Raw genomic sequence first — 19,726 nt, 5'->3', positions numbered from 1 at the left:
AGTTAGCAGTTAGCAGTTAGCAGTTAGCAGTTAGCAGTTAGCAGTTAGCAGTTAGCAGTTAGCAGTTAGCAGTTAGCAGTTAGCAGTTATTATTGAATATGTTCATGTTGAATATCTATAAATGAAAATTTAAGAACCAATTTAAGTTTTCTTCTCAGAGAGTAATCCACCCAAACTCTAAACTAGCACTAATTCCAACGGACAAACATCAACTATCTATTTTCAAACTGCCTACCAAATCCCTACCCTCTTTTGGCATACTTAACCTCTGGATCTTCAATAGCTCCACAGGGATTGCAGATGCTAATTAATCTATAGTCACCCCTGCCGTTATTCAGAGGTCCGCGTAGGAATATGGGAAAATAATCTGAAGGTAAAAGAGTTACAGTTTGATATATAGAATGGGATAGCAGCCAAACTGATAGTTATTATATTCTTTACAACCGAGCTAGATAGATTCATCTCTATTACTTTAAAACAATGTTTTTGTTTAGCAGAGCGATTACTCCTGAGGTAGCAATTAAGATAATGGTGGTATCGTAAGGACAATCTTTTTATCGGAGATAAATTAGCCCCTTCGAGATCAATGATCGCACTCTTGTGACACTCTGTGAGACCCAAAGGTTGGTAGTAGCGAGTACAAAAACTTAGTTTTCTCTTTGTTCCGAGATAAATCATTGACTAATGACAATCTATCCGCTCAGCAACCTGAGAACTTGAAATATTTTATTTTCTTATCACAGAAAGGAGATATTTTTTCTCCCTTGTGATCCGATAACATTTCATGTACGCAATCACTCCTGAGTGAGAGCAAAAACATCTGAAATTAAGAGGCATCTCTTTATTTTTGGAGTATGTCACATTTGGTTTGTGAATTTTGAAGATAAAATAGGCTATAATTTTCACCACTTTGTAGCAGAATACTCCTACTGCTCCAAATATGGATATGTTCTTAGCTAGGATAGATAAATTGAAAGTAGCATTTAAAAGTTTAGTTGGTATATTCGTTGGATTTATTGTTGCGCTAGTTACAATAATGGTTCTCTCATTCTTTAGTATTTTTATATTCTCTTACCTTATTGTTGATAAGGCCCCAATGGATATACTGATGACCTCAGTTGAGCCTTTGGTATATTCATTGTTCACAATATTTGTTGGTATTGTTATTGGTATTTACTTATCGGCTCAAATATCGGGAAGTCCAAATATAGTAAATGCGATATTAGTCGCAGCCATGTATGGTGGTTTTATGTACTATATTGGACAATCTCCATCGAATCTAGATAAAGAGTACCCCATTTGGTATGAAATAGCATCGAATATAGTTTTGGTACCTTCGTTCATAGCAGGGTACTTTCTTACTCTAAAAGCAAAATCAAATACCTGATGAGGCGGGTTATGCCCAATCAATTCACTTCCTTGCCGCCCTGTACGTTAGTACGTCCTCGTATTAGTGCACTCGTACTATTTTGTGCATCGGAATGAAATATCGAAAAGCTGAAATAGAAAGACTCAACTTAAGTGTTCGATGGCTTAATTCTAAGAATGCCAAAAATGCTTACGATTTTTCAGCCAAATACTGTGCGACCGACTTCTATGGGCTAAATAGTGAAGTCGTTGAATCAATTTTTAGACTTAAGATTGAGAGTAATACCATTACAGACGCTTGGCTAAAGAGTAATTTCAACACTGAGGGAACAGTTCAGGTGGTATTTAGCGAGAATCAAGTTTTTATTCTAGCAACCAGCATCTTCCTTAGTGCTTGGCAGGATATATTTATGCCTGCCAGAGATGATGCAATAGTTCTGCACAATAATTCAAACAAAATTTTATTCTATTCTCATGAGCATGTACTTGAGATAGGACAAAGGAAAATATAATAGAAAGCTATATTGCAGCACCTAGTCACTTCGCATTAAATATTTAGTCAATTTTATTGCTGTATATAATTAGGCGGGGAACCTACCTCAAGGCCATATAAATCAAACCTGAAAACTGGAAACCTTAAACTAAAAGGAATATAAAATGAAGAAAATTGTACTAGCAATTATTATTGCTTCAACTTCACAAGTTACCAATGCCTACGAGGCAAATGAACTTAATGGTGCTTGGTGCTTTTACGAACAGGAAGCAGCAGGAAATGTCGCCGCTGAAAATGTCACAATTACTTTCAAGAAAGATGGCTCCTATAAGTGGGTCGATAGTTTTTGGAAGCAGGATGGCACTTGGTCTGTTGAAGACGACAAGCTGATAATGTCAAATGTTGGGACACATAAACTTTTATCAGTTACCCCAAGCAAAGTTGAAATGGTTCGCGGAAGTACAATGAGAATGCGTAAAGGTCCATGCTAATAGAAAATCCATAGGGTCGCATTATAGCTAGCACACGGATTTTAAATGCGGTCCGCGTGCCAACTACACTGGGCTTTGATTATCAGAAGCCCAGCATTTAGCTCGCTACTATGATATATTGCTGGTAATCCTATACAGGCCAACACCTACCAGTAATAATTTTATGAAACTCGAATTTATTTTACCGAACATGAAGAGTTTATTTTTTATACTGTCCGTTTTATTTATTTCCGGGTGTGCCTCAACCCCAAACATATATGAAAGAAACGCGAAAGCTAACGAACTTGAAGCTCAAGCAGAGGAAGCTAGGGTCCGTAATAACTATTCTATGGCTACACAACTAGACAGAAAGGCCGAGAACCTAAGAGAAAAAGACATTATCAACAAAGAGGATATCGTTGCAGATATTTTCTCCGGGCTTTTTCGGCAATTGCTGGGAGGAAGTTCCAAGAGTGACAAAAATGCTTGGCAATAAAGCAACGCACTAGTACATATCGTTGTCAGTAAGCGCTAGGCAGTTCACTTGATAAAGTACCTACCTGTATTAATTTTTGCTATTTCACCTGCTATAGCGCATACAACTCAAGATCTCTATGCCGAGATTCTAAACACAAGAGTAAGCGGAAGTTTAATTAGCCCCTTCAAAGAATTTTCGCTGCAAATTTCCCTCACACCAGATGACAATTCCGTTAGTTATATCGACCTCAGTATTGATGAACGACCCGTGAAGATATCCCTCCCTGAAAAATTCAATGTAAGAAATGTATCGTTATCTTCTCTCGAGATCACTCATAGTCCGATACATGCACCAAATGCAGGGGCTGATGGTATAATCGGAGTTGGGCCGGCTTATCTTAAAATCAAATATCGTTACTATTCAGCTGAGCACTGTGAATCTGGAACAGGCGAGATTTCAATATCCACGAGAATGGATACCTTAGTATACGAGGTTGATGGCGAGTGTTTAGATAATTCACTCGTCTAAAAAACATCCAACACTACTGCACAGCTAAAAGTATACTTCACTCTGGACTGGCTACCGGTTAGTGTAGTGATAACTATGAACCCGAAAGCTGCCCTAATCGTTTACAGGCCAAACTACCGGAAGACCCGTGCTCCCTATACTCTCTATAGAAAACCTGCAATGCCGCTACAGTGAGCAGGTAGTTATCGAATCGGTTTCCTTTGCTTTACAAGCGGGAGAAATTGCCTGTTTGTTGGGCCCTAGCGGCTGCGGTAAGACAACTCTGCTACATGCCATTGCCGGCTTCCAGCCAATCGCTGAGGGGAATATTCAGCTATCTGGAGAAGTAATCTCTTCTCCTGAATTACAGATTCCCGCAGAGCAACGGAATATTGGGGTGGTATTTCAGGACTACGCCCTCTTCCCACACCTTACCGTTGAACAGAATATTGCCTTCGGTATCCAGTCAATGCCGAAAAGCAAGCGGCAATCCCGCACCCAGTCTTTGCTAAAGTTAGTGCGTCTGGAAGGCTTCGGGCAACAGTACCCACATCAGCTCTCTGGCGGTCAGCAGCAGCGTGTCGCTCTGGCTCGGGCACTGGCACCGCGCCCCAAGCTGTTACTCCTGGATGAACCCTTCTCCAACCTGGATACCGAGTTGCGCCGCAGTCTCGCCGCCGAAGTCCGCCATATACTGCGCGAAGAGAAGATCCCTGCAATTATTGTTACCCACGACCGCCATGAGGCTTTTATTGCCGGAGATAAGCTGGGAGTACTCAGCCAAGGCCAATTACAGCAGTGGGACAGCCCTCAAGACACTTATCAAACACCTAAAAACTTGGCAGTTGCAAGGATTGTTAGTGAAGGGAATATCATTTCCGGTACTGTTGTGGGCAATGACCTGATTAGCACCCCTCTGGGGGAAGTGAAGGTGCCAACAGCTGCATACGAAAGTGGAGATCAGCTCGAACTGTTTGTGCGCAGTGAGGATATTGCCGCAGGCGAACATCCCGGTGCTGTGATGGCTCAGGTTGTGGAAAAGAATTTTCTCGGCAACCAGGTGAGCTATCGCTTTCAGCTAGCCGCAGGGGAAACTGTCGAGGCCGCTTTGAATGCAGACGTTCAAGCCGCTCCTGGTGATAAACTTCCCCTGCACCTTTCCTCTGCTCTGGTGTTTGACCAGGCCCGATAAAAGCTATCAGGACAGGGCGGGCGCTTCTGAGTCCGCCACGGCTGTGCGCTCCTCACCTCTGCGCCAACCAATGGAACGGCTTAGTAAAATCACCGGTATCAACCCCACCAGGACAATCAATAAAGCCCCCAGGGCCGAGCGTTCCAGCATCTCATCGGAAGCGAACTGGTAAACATAAGTCGCCAGGGTGTCAAAGCCGAAGGGGCGCAGTAGCAAAGTCGCCGGCAGTTCTTTCATACAATCCACAAAGACCACCAAGCCCCCCGTTAGTAGGCCTGTACGCACCAAAGGTAGATGTACAGCCCACAGGGTTTGCCAGCTATTGCGCCCCAGGGAGCGGGCAGCGCGATCCATTGAAGGGGTTACTTTCTCCAGGCTGGATTCTATGGCCCCTGTGGACACTGCCAGGAAGCGCACTGTGTAGGCAAAAATAATGGCGAAAATACTGCCGCTTAACAGCAGCCCTATGGAGATATCAAAGTGTTCACGTAAAAAACCATCCACCGCATTATCAAAAGCGGCCAGGGGAATCAGGACACCAATCGCCAGTACTGCCCCGGGCATTGCATAACCCAGCTTGGAAAAGCCGACCAAGACCCGTACGGATCTTTTGGGTTGCAGTCGCTTACCGTAAGCCAACAGCAAGCCCAGCAGTACAGAGACCAGTGCCGCTGTGATTGACAGCAACAAGCTATTGCTGGCGATCTGTATAAAATCTTCGCTCCAGTAACTGGAGAAGTTACTAAATGCGTAACCTCCCAGAACCAGCAGGGGAATAATAAAACCGGCCACCAACAGTAACCCGCAGAACAACAGGGCGACACCGGATCGCCAGCCGCGCAATACATAGCGTTCACGCTGGGAATTTGGCGATTGTACAAAGTGCTTCTGTCTCGCCCGCCCCATTCGCTCCAGCGTAATTAACAGAACAACAAAAATCAGAGTGCTACAGGCAATTTGCGCCGCGCCTCCTAAATTACCGTGGCTCAACCAGGTATCGTAAATCCCGACACTCAAGGTGCGTACGGCAAAGAAGTCCACAGTGCCGAAATCATTCAGGGTTTCCATCAACACCAGTGATAAGCCCACCGCAATTGCCGGGCGTGCCATTGGCAGGGATACGCGCAAGAAGCTCTGCCAGGGCGTACAGCCCAATGACCGGCTCGCGGCACGTATACTGCCGCACTGCTCGATAAAGGCTGCTCGCGCGAGCATATAGACATAGGGGAAGAGCACCAGTGACAGCATGGCTATCGCCCCACCCATGCTACGGATCTCTGGGAACCAATAATCCCTGGATGTCTGCCAACCAAACCAGGCGCGCAGGGACTTTTGCACAGGGCCCGCATATTCCAGCAAGTCCGTGTAAACGTAGGCAATCACATAGGCGGGAACAGCAAACGGCAATAACAGCCCCCACTCAAACAAACGACGCCCGGGGAACTGGCACATGCTCACCAGCCAAGCACTGCCCACGCCTGTTATCAGCGTTACCAAACCGACACCGCCAGCCAGAATCAAAGTGGAGGACACATAGTGAAACAACACCGTGTCCACCAAGTGCGGCCAGATATTTTCTTCAGGGAAAAATGCCAACCAAAAAATGGATAGCACTGGCAGGGCTACCAGTAGGGAAATAGTAGCTACCAGTAGCAGCCAGCGGGAAGCTGATAAGTTGGCTCGGTTTAGCATGGATTAAGGAATCAAAAGCTCATTATAAAAGAACGGCCCTGGTCTCTCGACAGGGCCGTTCGAATAAGGCTGAGATAGTGCTGTCAATTACTCGGCAGCAATTCCCATTCAGTTAACCATTCTAAAAGTCAAAGCGTACTTCATCAACCATACGGGAAGCCGCTGGAACGTAGGAACCGATCTCCGTGAGACTCAGATCGTCTTCCTTAAACTCACCCATATACTCCTTAATCAACTCAGAGCGGGCAGTGCCAGGGCGTACCGGGAACTCAAAGTTTTTCTCAGCGTAAGAGTATTGAGCATCGGCGCCGCTGAGGAATTCCAGCAGCTTAACGGCATTTTTACGGTTGGGGGCGTGCTTGGTCAGCGCCGCACCGGAAATAAACATATGGGTACCGCGATCTTTCTGGTTAGGGAAGACCAGGTTTACAGACTTGGCCCAATCAACCTGCTCCGGCTGCTCCTTATTGGTAATCATTTTACCGAAGTAGTAGCTGTTACCCAGGGAAAGGTCGCAGACACCTTCGCTAATAGCTTTAACCTGAGCGCGGTCATTACCCTGGGGCTTACGCGCCAGATTCGCTTTCACACCTTGCAGCCACTCTTTGGTTTCTGCTTCACCATGATGGGCGATCATGGAGGCGATCAGGGACAAGGTATAGGGGTGCTTGCCGCTACGAGTACAAATTCGGCCCTTCCACTTAGGGTCTACCAACTCTTCGTAGCGAGTAATTTCACCGGGCTTAACGCGGTCTTTGGAGGCGTAGATCAAACGCGCCCGGGTGGTCAGGCCAAACCAGTTGCCGGCCTTATCGCGAAATTGTGATGGGATATTGTCTTCCAGGATTTCACTGCTTACCGGTTGGGTCAGCTGCTTATTAAGCAGATCCATCAGGCTGCTGGTATTGGAAGTCAGGACCAGGTCAGCGGGGCTATTGCGTCCTTCCCTTTGCAAACGCTCGTTCAAGCCTTTGCTGGCGTAGACCACTTTGGCCTCAATACCGGTTTTTTCGGTGAACTCCTTTAAGATCGGCTCTATAAGGAAAGGCTGTCGGTAAGAGTAGATATTTACCTGCTCGGCCGCACTGGCACCCACAGCACCCAACAAGCCGGCTACAGCCAGCACTTTTTGAAATAGAGCTCTGGTAGACATTATCGTAGATCACCCTTGGATTAAACGAGAAACATTCTCATTTGATTTAATGGCAATGTCAATAAAAATACATATGACCTAAGGCGATAAGGCAAAGTCGTCAATTTCCTCCTATGCTTAGGCTTGATACCGCCACCCATAGAGGTCCTATGTACCGCTTTGGCCCTTTAATAGCACTGATCTTTGTCCTCTGCAGCTGTGGGGGCCCGAAGGACTCCAAGTCACCTGCAGCCCCTCCCGCAGATGAGTCGGCTACCAGCGCCATGAAGGAGCCCATTGCCCCACCGGGCAATGGAGCGGAAGCGGAAAAGAAAGCTGCAGCTATATGCACCCCAGAATGGTTTGCCTGGGTTCAACAGCAAGTGCTTGCCCAGCAAAATGGCGATATGGCGAAACTATACCCGTCCGGTATGCCGACTACCGGTAGTGAGGAGTGGTTCACAGCCATCACCCGGCTCAGCGGAGCCAATACCAACGGTCTCAAACCCGGAGGAATGGAGTGGTGCGAGGCTATCCAGAAGCATCTTACCGAGGGCAGTCCACAAAACCCGTTATAAGTGCCTGGAGACCAAACGCAGACGCATCAGTTTTTATTTTACAGTTTGGAAATACCGATCGCTCGGTTAAGGGAAGATTTGATTCATAGGATACTGCGATTTAGCAAATAGACAGCGAGGTAATAGCACCATGCAGCCTATCAGCAAGTTGTTGCTGGCCTTTATCGCCGCAACAGCACTACCCTATGCACTCGCCAAAGAAAAGCCCCCACCCGGAGCTATGGCCCTTTCCACCGTATTGACCAAATTGGAACAGCAGGGCTACACCCCAATTGTTGAGGTCGATCTGGACAAGGGTAAGTGGAAGATTGAAGCCTATAAGGGTGACCAGAAGTACGACTTGCACGTAGACCCCAACTCTGCGGAAGTTTTGTCGGAAAAACCGGACAACGATTAAGGATTAGCGTCCTCATTCCGAGCTATCCTGCCAGGGCCGGCTGCCAAAGCCGGCTCTAACCTATTCTGCTTGAACATTGCGATGTAATCCGCGCCATAAATTGCGATGGCAAAACAAACTTGGCCATACCCCGGATAAAATTTGTTATCCGATCATCAAAGGAATTTACCGGATTGGTCAATCACTCCGATTCAATTTCGTTTAGTCTTTCTGAGATCAACGCCACAGGATAATAAAATGACAACACAAACCCTGACCCGGCAGGATGCAGACAAAGCGGTACTGCAAAACTATCTGGACAAACAGCGCAGCGCCTACCTGGCCGACCCGGCTCCCAGCTATCAGCAACGTGTGCAGGATCTTAAAACCCTTGCCCAGCTCCTGCGTGAACAGCAGGAGCCCATTATCCAGGCGATCAGTAACGACTACGGCAATCGAGCCAGGGAAGAGATATTGCTCTACGATATCTACCCAGCGCTCTCCGGTATTAAAGAGACTATCAAGCGCTTAAAGAAGTGGATGAAGCCCAGGGGGCGCCATACAGATTTTAAATCCTATCCCCTCTCTAAAAATCGTGTGGTCCCACAACCTCTGGGGGTAATTGGCGTCATAGTGCCGTGGAACTTCCCAATAAACTTGAGCTTTTCACCACTGACCAATATTTTCGCCGCAGGCAATCAGGCGATGGTCAAGATGTCCACCAACTCCAAGCACCTTGCAGAATTACTCAGTAAAGTCTGTGAACAATACTTCCCGGAAGAAAAGCTGGTTTTTATTCCCGATGCCGATGAAATAGGTCCGGTATTTTCCAGCCTTAAATTCGATCACTTAATCTTTACCGGCTCCAGTAATACCGGCCGTGCAGTAATGCGTTCTGCCGCAGACAACCTAACTCCAGTCACATTGGAGCTTGGTGGTAAATCACCGGCAATTGTTGGCCCGGATTACCCGGTTAAGAAAGCCGCCGAGCAACTAATTTACTGGAAGCTGGTAAACGCTGGGCAGATCTGTGTCAACGTGGATTATCTTTTCTTGCCGGAGGAGCATCTCGAAGAGTTTATCGAGCACGCAAAACATTATGTTCAGAAGCGCTACCCCGACTTAGATGGCCAGGATTACACTTCTATTATCGACGACACATCTTACCAGCGAATCTGGGCAACCCTGGATGACGCCAAGGCTAAGGGTGCTAATGCCATAGATTTAAGTGCTGGCAAATTGGATAGGGACAATAAACTGCGAAAATTCCCTCCGCATATCCTGACCAACGTAGACGGCGAGATGCTGGTAATGCAGCGTGAGATTTTTGGCCCTCTATTGCCGATTATCACTTACTCCAAGCCAGAGGAAGTTATTGATTATATTAATGCTCGCCCCAGACCCCTGGCGATTTACCCTTACACTCAAGACAAAACCTTACAAGATTTATATATCAACAAAGTAATGTCCGGAGGCGTGTCGGTAAATAATTGTGTACTGCACGTTGGCCAGCACGATATTCCATTTGGCGGCGTTGGTGAAAGCGGTATGGGTCACTACCATGGCTACGAGGGGTTTTTAACCTTCTCTAAACTTCGTCCCATCTTCTATCAGGGCCCAATCGATCTATTAAAATTACTGCGGCCTCCCTATGGCAAACTCTCAACTCGTGTTATCGACTTTATGCTAAAACTTACCCGCTAGTATTTTTATGGCCCGGCTACATCCTGTAGCCGGGCCATCCACTGCTATAATCGCGCTCAGGTAAGATCGAAATCACTACAGCCCGCTGGCACTGCGATAATCCTTAGTCCAAACTAATACTATGGCTTGTTAGCAGTATGGAGCCGTAGATGATTTTTCTTACCGCTATAGCTTTAGTTGGCAATCTCACTAACCCAATCCCCCCCGGCCTCGATCCCAATAAACCCGCCCCCATCTACGACAGCCCCGACCTTTACGGAGCAGAACCTTCGGTCATTGCCTTGGACTTATCCACTATTAAAGCGAAACTGCATGGTCTAGGGTTCAACCCCATCACGCATATCGAATTTGTGGGCGGAAGATGGAAAATCCAGGCGGTCTACGGAGGAGAATTGAGGGCTCTGGAAGTGAATCCGGACAACGGAATAATTATTGCTGACCGACCAGCCAATTAATCGCTGTTTAAATGTTAAAACTAAACCTCTAGGTCCAAACTGGTCATAAAAATTTACAGTGATATGCAAACATTGGTATTTAACTAAGGGGTCTATTCAGTGAATAGAGTCCCGGTATTGCAATGGTGTCATTCCTTTCCAGCCCCGGTAGGCCCGAATAAATGAATTGGGTTCTTTAAATCCCAGCATAAAAGAAATCTCACCCAAATGAAGGCTGGACTTCGCGAGGTAGTGATCAGCCAAACTTGATCTAACTCCCTGCAATACTGTCTGGAAGGATTGATTTTCCTCCCCCAGTTTCCGCTGCAAAGTCCTTTTACTGATAGCCAAGCGTTCAGACACCGCTTCGACAGAACTCTCACCGGCCGGTAGTAACTCCATCAATACTGAACCTACCCGCTCTCCCATTGTGGCTTCGCTATCCAGATCCTTGAGCTGTTGACTCAATTTACCTTCAAAGAAATCCCACATAGGGGCATTGGCAGTCAGAAATGGCTTTTGTGCATCTTGCGCTGAGAAACAAATTCTCACCCGGTCTGACTGCTTAATTGAACAACCAAAAAACTCCCGATAAGGCGTTTGATCTTCAGGCAGCTGCGGTAGTGCCAATTCCAATGGTTGAATTTCCTCCCGGGTTCCCAACCGAGCAAGGCGGATATAGAAAATTAATTCGCTCAGGCCCAAAGCTTCAGGGATATTTCCATCACTTCCATAGCACTCTAAATTGAGCTTGGTGTACTCATCAGTAATATCCAAGTGCAATTCCATGGGACCGATCAGTGGTTTGTATTGCTGTATCCGCAGTAGAGCTTGATTCAGATTTGCACTGCACAGGCTCGCAAATATGGGAGGGTCAAACGACTCAGCCGAAAGGTGCTCCGCCAGTAAAAGTGGTAATGGCCGATCCTTAGAGGCCCGATCAATACCACACCAAAAACGGAAATATTCCACCGGAGAGAGTGTCACAGCCTCCCGCTGTAACAGATCCGCAGGTAACCCGGCATAGGCAAGAGCCAGCGCTGTATCGATATTCATATCGTGTAATATCAACTTCCAGCTGGGAGGTACCAGGAATTTCGCTGCACGTTTGATCATTACCGGACCTGCCTGTAATTAAGACTTTTCCATCGTCTGACGGGAAAACTTCAGTACCATTTTACGGGGCAGTAAAGGCATTATCCAATTCAGAAACAACTTGAGCCGTGTCTCATTAAAAGCAACCAGATCTCCCCGCTCCATTGCCTGATAGCCACATCTGGCAACAGACTCAGCCGAACGGGCATTTTTCCAAATATCGACACCCTGAAGATCACCAGCGGCCACAAACCCTGTTGCAACAGCACCGGGGCACAAAGCCGTTACTGTTACACCTGTGCCTTTCAACTCTTCCGCCAGTGCCTGGCTAAATGAAGTTACATAGGCTTTAGTTGCGTAGTAAACCGCCTGTAAAGGGCCGGGAATAAAAGAGGCTGTAGATGAAACATTAAGAATATGTCCACTATTGCGGCCAACCATCCCCTTTAAATACAGGTGGGTGAGATTGGTAAGGGAAACCATATTCACCTGCATCATACCCTGCTCAGCTTCCAAATCCCTCTGATGGAAAAGACCATGACCACCAAAACCCGCATTGTTAATTAGAGTGCCAATCTCCACACCCTCACTTTGGGTTCGCTCAAAAATTCTCTGCGCGGACATGGGGTCAGAAAGGTCCTCGGCAATAACCATTGCCTGGATACCAAACTCCTTCTCCAGCTGCTGTTTGAGTGCTGAAAGCTTCCCTTCAGACCGGGCAACCAGAACCAAGTTGCCACCCTTAGATGCATGTATCCTGGCCAGTTCAAGGCCGATGCCACCAGAGGCCCCAGTAATAAGTGCCGTTTCCATCTATCTGTCTCCCAAGCGTTAATCTTGAAATCAGTATATGATCAGAAGGCGCCAACTAAGAATCCGATGATGCCAAGTGACTATCCAAGTATGCCAAAAACCATATTGGTAGTTCTTCCATCAAATGGGAAATTAATCAGTCCGCTGTGAGCCCATAAACGGGCTGGATAAAGTCAGCTCTGTTCCACACCAGTAACAATTTGCCCTTTGCTTTCTCACCTTATGGCCACAGGAAGGGCACTCTTTCAAGTTACCCGTTGTTATTTTTCCATCGCGCTTACCATCTCGCAGATCAATCTGCCCCATCTTTTCAATAAGCTCAGCCTCGGTTACCCCTAATTTTTCCGATAGAAGCTCCCACATAGCCTGATTCGCCAACACTAATGTATCTATACGCCCCTGAATATCACCGACTTCCAGTTCCAGGTTAGCGGCCATCTGCTTTGCATTTTGAGCTCGATATCTCGCATCATCGATTTCTCGCTGCTGAAAATAATCCCAAATAGTGTCTAACATTTATTTCACTTTACTTAACAAATCAGAATAAAAAATGGATCAAATCTGCATTTACGATTTTCGTTTAATCAAAATTATTAACAGATATATCAAACCAAATAATGTCCCAAACGGAAAAGAGCCAATCCAAATCAGTGAGAGTATTAAAGAATACCAGAATAACCACTTAGCTCGAAAAGACGATAAAAACAAAGCAGTACAGGAAATCAACAAACCTGGAGCAGACAATAGACCTCCTATAACAAAATTAGAGATGGATTGGCTCATCATGCCTGCCATTACTTCAGGGGATGTATCAAGTGATTGGGCGATCTGAGAAGTTTCCCAAAAACTCAACATCCCCAAATAAAAGAACACAATAATCGGGGTTTGAAGAGCAGTACCCAATATAGAAAGAACGCTCCCCAACCTAACCCGCTTATTTCCCTCCGGGCAAAGCTCACTTTCCGGGGAGCTATATATGCCTTGTTCAAAACTCATTTTTACCTCAGAAAACATCACATCCTTCATCAAGGATTTATAAATTTTGTCCCTTTATTAAAGCGGTAGCGGTTGCCCTAGCAATTAGTTTCCCCTCTTGAAGAAGCTCTCCTTCCAGAAAGCAGACAGTTCCACCTCGAGATACAACTCTGCCAACACCCTCAACTGGCCCCACTTTAGCTGGGCGAACAAATTGAGTCTTTAGCTCTAGTGTCGGAGCAAACTGACCAATATTCAGTGAAAATACAAGTGCAGGACCCATTACGTCGTCGAGCATTGCACATAGAAACCCACCCTGTATTGTTCCCGCAGGGTTTAAGAATGACTCACTGGCAAAAAATCGGGCTTTGATCTCCATTTTTTCACGTGAATAGCTTATTAACCCAAATCCCAGAGTTTTCGCACACTCAGGTACTGGCAGATCTCCTGACTCTACCATTTCGTAGATGTCCATATTTCCTCACTAAGCCTATTCCATGTTTGCTACTTAAACTTCAATCGAGTTCACCATCGCCTGCCAGTCCTTCTCTACTCGATCCCGCCCTCGACTATTTTGGCCTAATGCTCCGGTATGGGCCTGACAGCAAACCCTGATACCGGCAATATCAAATGAAGATTGCAGCGCTTCCGCTAAATTTTTACAAGATTTTAGACCAACTGCTTTTCGTATGGCATTAAAGGTTTTCAACCCCAAGCATATAACAATTGTTGGTGCCACCACTTCAATCTGAGGAACTGCAAATTTCTGAGCAGCCCAGACCATATCTTTCGCTGGGACATCTGCACTTAAATTCCCATACTTAATTAGTGGAAAAACATTAGTTGCGTAAATATCGCTAAGGGATAAGCCAAAATGCCGCTGCAACAGATCCTTAAGTCTTTTATTCGTGGGCAACGAGGGAATCTGCCCGAGATCTACAGCATCCTGGATAATAGACCCGGATAACTTATCTACCCCCAACCAATCCTGTAAAAGAACCATAACAGAAGCATCGATATTATTAGCGGATTTCGTATAAGGAGAGACATAATCACAATCATAAATTCCATTATGGAAATCACCGATATTCTTATACCCCTCTTTCTTTACTTGCTGCCTTTCCTTTGCCAACGCGGCCAACCTTAACGATTTTTCCATATAAAGCCTACACTACAAAGCAATAAAAAATGCTCAATATATTTAAAACCACTAACTTAACAAAAATTGAAGAATTTCAACCTGAAAAAACCATCTCAGAATTCTAACACCAAGCGGATTGAGGAACGTACGGACATAAGGACTTTGCCCAACAAATTCTGCCCTCGCCAATTCGCCTCATCTAGAATTTCAACAGAATCAGAACTCCAACCAACGCCCCACACAAGATCATAAGGAGATGCTTCCACCAACGTCTTATCACCGGTATCTATTAATCGCTCTGCCAAATCAATATGCTGAGTAAATTTTAAGTAATTACCGTACCAAACAATACCAATCTTATGAAGGTTCCAAACACTAGAGTTATACCCGACAACATTTCGCCCTAATCGCTGCTGAATCTCTGGATCAGTTTCTACAAGAATTCTCTCTGAAGTCTTTAAATCACCGAACAATATCGCTTTCTTATACATCATATATTGTTCACAGCAATTAAACTTAACGCCATCTGGATCAGTAATATCTCGCTTAGTCCACTGTCCAAATTGGTGCTTCCAGAAGAAATAGTATTTCTCTGTTTCTCTCATGCTATTTCTTACCATCTGTAAGTCATAATTAATCAGCTGAAAGTAAATCGATCTACCATCGCACTAAAGTTTCTTTCCTATATCTCCCCCTGTAACCCTAACTCCAGCAACCGAGTATTGCTCAACTTCACCAGGAACATCATCGGTTGAGCGCCTAGGGAAGGGCTTTGGCTCTCCCAGAATCAGATTTGAAATCAAGAAGTCCAACAACAATACATCATAGCGATTATCAGTCTCTCGATATTGACTCGGATCCCTGTTAACCCGCGTATTTTCTGCAGAGCAACCACTTTCAGTCTCCACCAAGTCAAGTTCATAAATACAAACACCCGTCCAACTTCGACAAAGATAAAAACGCCCATCATGAAAATAGCCGTTCCATTTCTCATCCATGCTTCTCGCAGTCAACCCCTGCTGTAATTGCTTATATTCACCATGAGAAAATTGGCGGTGGTATTCAATCAACTCACTTTTCCCAGAGAGCGTCTTGATACTAGAGAACCTATCGCTACCAGTCACTCGCCTACACCCTGAAGATAAAATTGAAAACTATATTGATAACTAAAAGCAGATCCTAGTAAACCACTTTCCACAAGGCAAAAAAAAGCCCCGCAATTGCGGGGCTTTTTAGATAGGCTTAAGGCCGGCTTACATCATGCCGCCCATACCGCCCATGCCACCCATACCGCTCATGTCAGGGGCAGCCGGCTTGTCTTCCGGAATTTCTGCAACCATGGCTTCGGTGGTGATCATCAGGCCAGCGATAGAAGCTGCCGCTTGCAGAGCAGAGCGGGTTACTTTAGCTGGGTCCAGGATACCCATTTCCAGCATATCGCCGTACTCACCAGTAGCAGCGTTGTAACCGAAGTTGCCTTCGCCTTGCTTGATCTTGTCAACAACTACGGAAGCTTCGTCACCAGCGTTGGAAACGATTTGACGCAGAGGCATTTCCATAGCGCGCAGGGCTGCTGCGATGCCGTGGTTCTGGTCTTCGTTGTCGCCAGTTACAGAGATAACCTGGGTAGCGCGAACCAGAGCGGTACCACCGCCAGGTACTACGCCTTCCTCTACTGCGGCGCGGGTAGCGTGCAGCGCGTCTTCAACGCGGGCTTTCTTCTCTTTCATTTCCACTTCAGTAGCGGCGCCTACTTTGATTACCGCAACACCGCCAGCCAGCTTGGCTACGCGCTCTTGCAGCTTCTCTTTGTCGTAGTCGGAAGAGGACTCTTCGATCTGTGCACGGATCTGGCTAACGCGAGCTTCGATGTCTTTAACATTGCCAGCGCCGTCAACGATTACAGTGTTTTCTTTGGACAGGGTTACGCGCTTAGCAGTACCCAGGTGCTCCAGAGTGGTACCTTCCAGCTCCAGGCCAACTTCTTCAGAAATCACGGTGCCGCCAGTCAGGATAGCGATGTCCTGCAGCATGGCTTTACGACGGTCGCCGAAACCAGGTGCTTTAACAGCAGCAACTTTAACGATGCCGCGCATGCTGTTTACTACCAGAGTTGCCAGCGCTTCGCCTTCTACGTCTTCAGCGATGATCAGCAGCGGCTTGGAAGCTTTAGCTACTTGCTCCAGCAGGGGCAGCAGGTCGCGGATGTTGGAGATTTTCTTGTCTACCAGCAGGATGAACGGATTGTCCAGCTCGGCAGTCATGTTCTCTTGGTTGGTGATGAAGTAAGGAGACAGGTAGCCGCGGTCGAACTGCATGCCTTCTACTACGTCCAGCTCGTTTTCCAGGCCGGAACCTTCTTCAACAGTGATAACGCCTTCTTTGCCAACTTTTTCCATGGCTTCAGCGATGATGGTACCAACGCTCTCGTCGCTGTTAGCGGAAATAGTACCTACCTGAGCGATAGACTTGGTGTCAGCGCAAGGAGTGGACAGGCCAGCGATGTGATCAACAGCTGCGATTACCGCTTTGTCGATACCGCGCTTCAGGTCCATAGGGTTGAAGCCAGCGGCTACGGATTTCAGACCTTCAGTTACGATAGCCTGAGCCAGAACGGTAGCGGTAGTGGTGCCGTCACCCGCAGTGTCAGAAGCTTTGGAAGCGACTTCTTTAACCATCTGCGCGCCCATGTTCTCGAACTTGTCTTGCAGTTCGATTTCCTTGGCTACGGAAACACCGTCTTTGGTTACGGTAGGAGCGCCGAAGGACTTGTCCAGAACTACGTTGCGGCCTTTGGGACCCAGGGTAGTTTTTACAGCGTCTGCCAGGATGTTTACGCCTTTCAGCATTTTCTGACGAGCGTCGTCACCGAAAATTACGTCTTTAGCTGCCATGATTCTTATTCCTCAAATTCTTTTTGCGAGTAAAGTTAAAGGCTGGCCTTAGCCTTCCAACACGCCGTAGATGTCACCTTCGCTCATGATGATCAGCTCTTCGCCTTCCACCTTGAGGGTATTGCTGTCGGCATAGCGACCGAAAACAACAGTGTCACCTACCTTCACAGACAGTGCGCGAACATCGCCATTGTCCAGCTGCTTGCCCTCACCCACGGCTACCACTTCACCTTGGTTCGGCTTTTCTTTGGCAGCGCCTGGCAGCACGATACCGCCAGCTGACATCGCTTCTTCTTCCTTACGGCGTACTACGACGCGGTCGTGTAAAGGACGAATTTTCATGGATAAGTTCTCCATTGAGTCGTTTTAATGGTTTCCAACATGGACGGCACTGGCCCTTTGGGCCGGTAACCTCACCCCTCTCTGATCCCCAGAGGCGGGGCTTAATTCTCAGTTGAACCCTATCTATGGGCGGGAATAAGGATTTCAACACCATCAGGTGAAAAAACTGCAAAGCAAATTCTCATCACTGACATTTTGTATATTTTTTAACCCAATCAGTGCTTGGGGCGCTTATCTTCAACGGAGTGTTGATTCTCTCCGGGGCGCTTCTCATCTTTCGAATACTCCCCCTCGATAATGTCGTCACCACGCTTGTGATTTGGCGGCTGGTTAAAATTCTGCGGGGGAACCACCTTGACGTGGCGAAGGATAAAACCGAGCAACAGGTTCCTGAGCCCCGGTATCAGGCAGATAAAGCCGAAGAAATCAGTGATAAAGCCCGGGGTGAGCAACAGCACACCACCCACCGCGAGGAATATCCCCTCAACCATCTCTTTGGCGGGAATATTTCCAGCCTGCATCTTCTCCTGGGCCCGCATCAGGGTAGAGATTCCCTGGCGGCGAAGCAGTGTCACTCCTACCACTGCGGTCAAAATGACCAGGCCGATCGTTGGCAGGGCGCCAATTTCACTCCCTACGGCAATCAACACCCACATTTCGAGTACAGGTAGGGCTATAAATAGAAGTAATAATGGGCGCATTGCGGAAATTCCTAGTTAACCAGCTTCGCTGAGAGCCGGGACGATCACGGTTTTTTCAATATGCTGTAGTAAATGGAGTGGGGAGGCAAATTATTCAAGGGCGCCTTATTCCACCCCACAGTAACTGGAGAGAGGAAGGATTGAATGGCAAGCGAGCAACAGGATGCTATAGAAGTGCCAGCCATCGGACGCAGTCGCCACTTAGTGGACGATATATTGGCGAAAGCGGACATTCAAATTAACGGGGAAAGACCCTGGGACCTGCAACTCCATCGGGAAGCAGCCCTTGATGAGGTCATCGCCCGGCACAGCTTGGGCCTGGGTGAGTCCTATATGCGCGGCGATTGGGATGTCCAAGACCTGGATCAATTCTTCCACCGGCTACTCAGTGCTGAAATTCATCACAGCATCAAGAACTGGCGCTACTTTTGGCGCGCCACACGCAGCTATCTGGTGAATCTACAAAGCAAAAACCGCTCGTTTAATGTGGGAGAGCAACACTACGATCTGGGTAATGAATTCTATAGTGCCATGCTCGACAATCGGCTTACGTACAGCTGCGGCTATTGGAAAGAGGCTGAAACCCTCGACCAAGCCCAGGAAGCCAAGCTGGACCTGATTTGCCGCAAGCTGGAATTGAAACCCGGGATGCGCTTGCTGGATATTGGCTGTGGCTGGGGCAGTCTGGTTAGCTATGCCGCGCAAAAGTATCAAGTGGAGTGTGTTGGAATTACGATTTCCCGAGAGCAAAAAGCCTATGTGACAGAGCGCTATGGTGAACTGCCAATTACTGTCCGCCTTCAGGACTATCGAGAACTCAAAGAACCCTTCGACCGCATTGCCAGCGTAGGGATGTTTGAACATGTCGGCCGCAAGAACTACCGAACATTTATGGAAACAGCAGCGCGCTGTCTGAACAAAGATGGGTTGATGATGTTACATACGATCGGCAACAACCAGCGCACCGCATCTACGGACTTGTGGACAGAAAAATATATATTCCCAGGTGGTGAGCTACCTTCCGTAGGACAGCTGGGCGACGCGACCGATCGCTTGCTAGTGTGCGAAGACCTGCACAACTTTGGATACTACTACGATAAAACCCTGATGGCCTGGCATGAAAACTTTGAGAAAAACTGGCCGCGCTTTGCCGATCGCTACGGCCAGCGCTTCTACAGGATGTGGCGCTACTATCTACTATCTTACGCCGGTGCATTCCGGGGGCGCACACTTCAGCTATGGCAGCTAATGTACTCGAAGTTCCGCGCCGATGGTGTTACGCGTTTGAGTTAAAGCACTATTTGCTGTAGATCCAGAAACTAATTACAGAATCAAAAAAGG

24 protein-coding genes are annotated in these 19,726 nt (G+C 47.0%); 12 read left to right on the top strand and 12 right to left on the bottom strand.

The annotated features are described in order from the left end of the window. Positions 1-970 precede the first annotated feature (970 nt). The 6 genes from ACJJII_RS12035 (at position 971) to ACJJII_RS12010 (ending at position 4,508) form a co-directional block, all read left to right on the top strand. Positions 971-1,387 (top strand): hypothetical protein, encoded by a 417-nt coding sequence (locus ACJJII_RS12035; RefSeq protein ID WP_413664738.1) that lies wholly within the window; start codon positions 971-973, stop codon positions 1,385-1,387. A 94-nt stretch (positions 1,388-1,481) separates the two neighbouring features. Further along, positions 1,482-1,880, top strand: a complete 399-nt coding sequence (locus ACJJII_RS12030) for a hypothetical protein (protein ID WP_444916342.1) — start codon at positions 1,482-1,484, stop codon at positions 1,878-1,880. 145 nt (positions 1,881-2,025) lie between these two features. Then, positions 2,026-2,352: a hypothetical protein gene (locus tag ACJJII_RS12025; RefSeq protein ID WP_413664736.1), complete on the top strand. Its 327-nt coding sequence runs from the start codon at positions 2,026-2,028 to the stop codon at positions 2,350-2,352. A 163-nt stretch (positions 2,353-2,515) separates the two neighbouring features. Continuing rightward, positions 2,516-2,827, top strand: a complete 312-nt coding sequence (locus ACJJII_RS12020) for an outer membrane protein assembly factor BamD (RefSeq protein ID WP_444916341.1) — start codon at positions 2,516-2,518, stop codon at positions 2,825-2,827. A gap of 48 nt (positions 2,828-2,875) precedes the next feature. Beyond that, the gene (locus ACJJII_RS12015) at positions 2,876-3,337 is read left to right on the top strand and encodes a hypothetical protein (protein ID WP_444916340.1); all 462 of its coding nucleotides are present in this window, start codon (positions 2,876-2,878) and stop codon (positions 3,335-3,337) included. A 127-nt stretch (positions 3,338-3,464) separates the two neighbouring features. Beyond that, positions 3,465-4,508, top strand: a complete 1,044-nt coding sequence (locus ACJJII_RS12010) for an ABC transporter ATP-binding protein (RefSeq protein WP_444916339.1) — start codon at positions 3,465-3,467, stop codon at positions 4,506-4,508. Between the two features lie 6 nt (positions 4,509-4,514). Here ACJJII_RS12010 and ACJJII_RS12005 read toward each other — a convergent pair whose 3' ends face one another. Both ACJJII_RS12005 and ACJJII_RS12000 read right to left on the bottom strand, forming a co-directional pair. Further along, on the bottom strand, positions 4,515-6,200 hold the full coding sequence (locus ACJJII_RS12005) for an ABC transporter permease (protein WP_444916338.1): 1,686 nt from the start codon (positions 6,198-6,200) through the stop codon (positions 4,515-4,517). 121 nt (positions 6,201-6,321) lie between these two features. Then, on the bottom strand, positions 6,322-7,353 hold the full coding sequence (locus ACJJII_RS12000) for a Fe(3+) ABC transporter substrate-binding protein (RefSeq protein ID WP_444916337.1): 1,032 nt from the start codon (positions 7,351-7,353) through the stop codon (positions 6,322-6,324). Between the two features lie 149 nt (positions 7,354-7,502). Here ACJJII_RS12000 and ACJJII_RS11995 point away from each other — a divergent pair, with 149 nt between their 5' ends. From ACJJII_RS11995 to ACJJII_RS11980, 4 genes are all read left to right on the top strand, one after another. Then, positions 7,503-7,910, top strand: coding sequence for a hypothetical protein (locus tag ACJJII_RS11995; RefSeq protein ID WP_444916336.1), 408 nt, complete (start codon positions 7,503-7,505; stop codon positions 7,908-7,910). Positions 7,911-8,040: 130 nt separating this feature from the next. Continuing rightward, positions 8,041-8,307 (top strand): PepSY domain-containing protein, encoded by a 267-nt coding sequence (locus ACJJII_RS11990; RefSeq protein WP_282931601.1) that lies wholly within the window; start codon positions 8,041-8,043, stop codon positions 8,305-8,307. A gap of 237 nt (positions 8,308-8,544) precedes the next feature. Further along, positions 8,545-9,990, top strand: a complete 1,446-nt coding sequence (locus ACJJII_RS11985) for a coniferyl aldehyde dehydrogenase (protein ID WP_444916335.1) — start codon at positions 8,545-8,547, stop codon at positions 9,988-9,990. Between the two features lie 149 nt (positions 9,991-10,139). After that, entirely contained in the window at positions 10,140-10,445 is a 306-nt protein-coding gene (locus ACJJII_RS11980; protein WP_413664728.1) for a hypothetical protein, read from the top strand. 96 nt (positions 10,446-10,541) lie between these two features. Here the strand turns inward: ACJJII_RS11980 and ACJJII_RS11975 are convergent, their stop codons facing one another. From ACJJII_RS11975 to ACJJII_RS11965, 3 genes are all read right to left on the bottom strand, one after another. After that, positions 10,542-11,540 (bottom strand): AraC family transcriptional regulator, encoded by a 999-nt coding sequence (locus ACJJII_RS11975; protein WP_444906122.1) that lies wholly within the window; start codon positions 11,538-11,540, stop codon positions 10,542-10,544. An 18-nt stretch (positions 11,541-11,558) separates the two neighbouring features. After that, on the bottom strand, positions 11,559-12,332 hold the full coding sequence (locus tag ACJJII_RS11970; RefSeq protein WP_444894871.1) for an SDR family NAD(P)-dependent oxidoreductase: 774 nt from the start codon (positions 12,330-12,332) through the stop codon (positions 11,559-11,561). 132 nt (positions 12,333-12,464) lie between these two features. After that, positions 12,465-12,848, bottom strand: a complete 384-nt coding sequence (locus ACJJII_RS11965) for a zinc ribbon domain-containing protein (protein WP_444894872.1) — start codon at positions 12,846-12,848, stop codon at positions 12,465-12,467. Positions 12,849-12,882: 34 nt separating this feature from the next. On the opposite strand from ACJJII_RS11965, the gene ACJJII_RS11960 reads away from it, so the two are divergent. After that, positions 12,883-13,164 carry a hypothetical protein gene (locus ACJJII_RS11960; RefSeq protein WP_444894873.1) on the top strand — a complete coding sequence of 94 codons (282 nt, stop codon included), beginning with the start codon at positions 12,883-12,885 and terminating at the stop codon, positions 13,162-13,164. A gap of 201 nt (positions 13,165-13,365) precedes the next feature. Here ACJJII_RS11960 and ACJJII_RS11955 read toward each other — a convergent pair whose 3' ends face one another. From ACJJII_RS11955 to ACJJII_RS11925, 7 genes are all read right to left on the bottom strand, one after another. Then, positions 13,366-13,782, bottom strand: coding sequence for a PaaI family thioesterase (locus ACJJII_RS11955; RefSeq protein ID WP_444916334.1), 417 nt, complete (start codon positions 13,780-13,782; stop codon positions 13,366-13,368). A gap of 33 nt (positions 13,783-13,815) precedes the next feature. Next, complete coding sequence (locus ACJJII_RS11950) at positions 13,816-14,466, bottom strand: hypothetical protein (RefSeq protein WP_444912306.1); 651 nt, start codon at positions 14,464-14,466, stop codon at positions 13,816-13,818. 95 nt (positions 14,467-14,561) lie between these two features. Further along, positions 14,562-15,053: a riboflavin biosynthesis intermediates N-glycosidase gene (ybiA, locus tag ACJJII_RS11945; protein ID WP_444916333.1), complete on the bottom strand. Its 492-nt coding sequence runs from the start codon at positions 15,051-15,053 to the stop codon at positions 14,562-14,564. A gap of 63 nt (positions 15,054-15,116) precedes the next feature. Beyond that, positions 15,117-15,572 carry a hypothetical protein gene (locus ACJJII_RS11940; protein WP_444912304.1) on the bottom strand — a complete coding sequence of 152 codons (456 nt, stop codon included), beginning with the start codon at positions 15,570-15,572 and terminating at the stop codon, positions 15,117-15,119. Between the two features lie 129 nt (positions 15,573-15,701). After that, positions 15,702-17,342 (bottom strand): chaperonin GroEL, encoded by a 1,641-nt coding sequence (groL, locus tag ACJJII_RS11935; RefSeq protein WP_444894876.1) that lies wholly within the window; start codon positions 17,340-17,342, stop codon positions 15,702-15,704. A gap of 48 nt (positions 17,343-17,390) precedes the next feature. After that, positions 17,391-17,684 carry a co-chaperone GroES gene (locus ACJJII_RS11930; RefSeq protein ID WP_020412315.1) on the bottom strand — a complete coding sequence of 98 codons (294 nt, stop codon included), beginning with the start codon at positions 17,682-17,684 and terminating at the stop codon, positions 17,391-17,393. A 215-nt stretch (positions 17,685-17,899) separates the two neighbouring features. Beyond that, a complete protein-coding gene (locus tag ACJJII_RS11925) occupies positions 17,900-18,385 on the bottom strand; it encodes an FxsA family protein (RefSeq protein ID WP_413664721.1) in 486 nt (161 codons plus the stop codon). Positions 18,386-18,529: 144 nt separating this feature from the next. On the opposite strand from ACJJII_RS11925, the gene cfa reads away from it, so the two are divergent. Continuing rightward, positions 18,530-19,678, top strand: coding sequence for a cyclopropane fatty acyl phospholipid synthase (cfa, locus tag ACJJII_RS11920; protein WP_444916332.1), 1,149 nt, complete (start codon positions 18,530-18,532; stop codon positions 19,676-19,678). Positions 19,679-19,726 lie beyond the last annotated feature (48 nt).

This window comes from Microbulbifer maximicatervae (SeqCode) (genome assembly GCF_052467825.1).
Note: the sequence above shows the minus strand (reverse complement) of the source record. Positions and strands in the feature narration are given on the sequence as shown.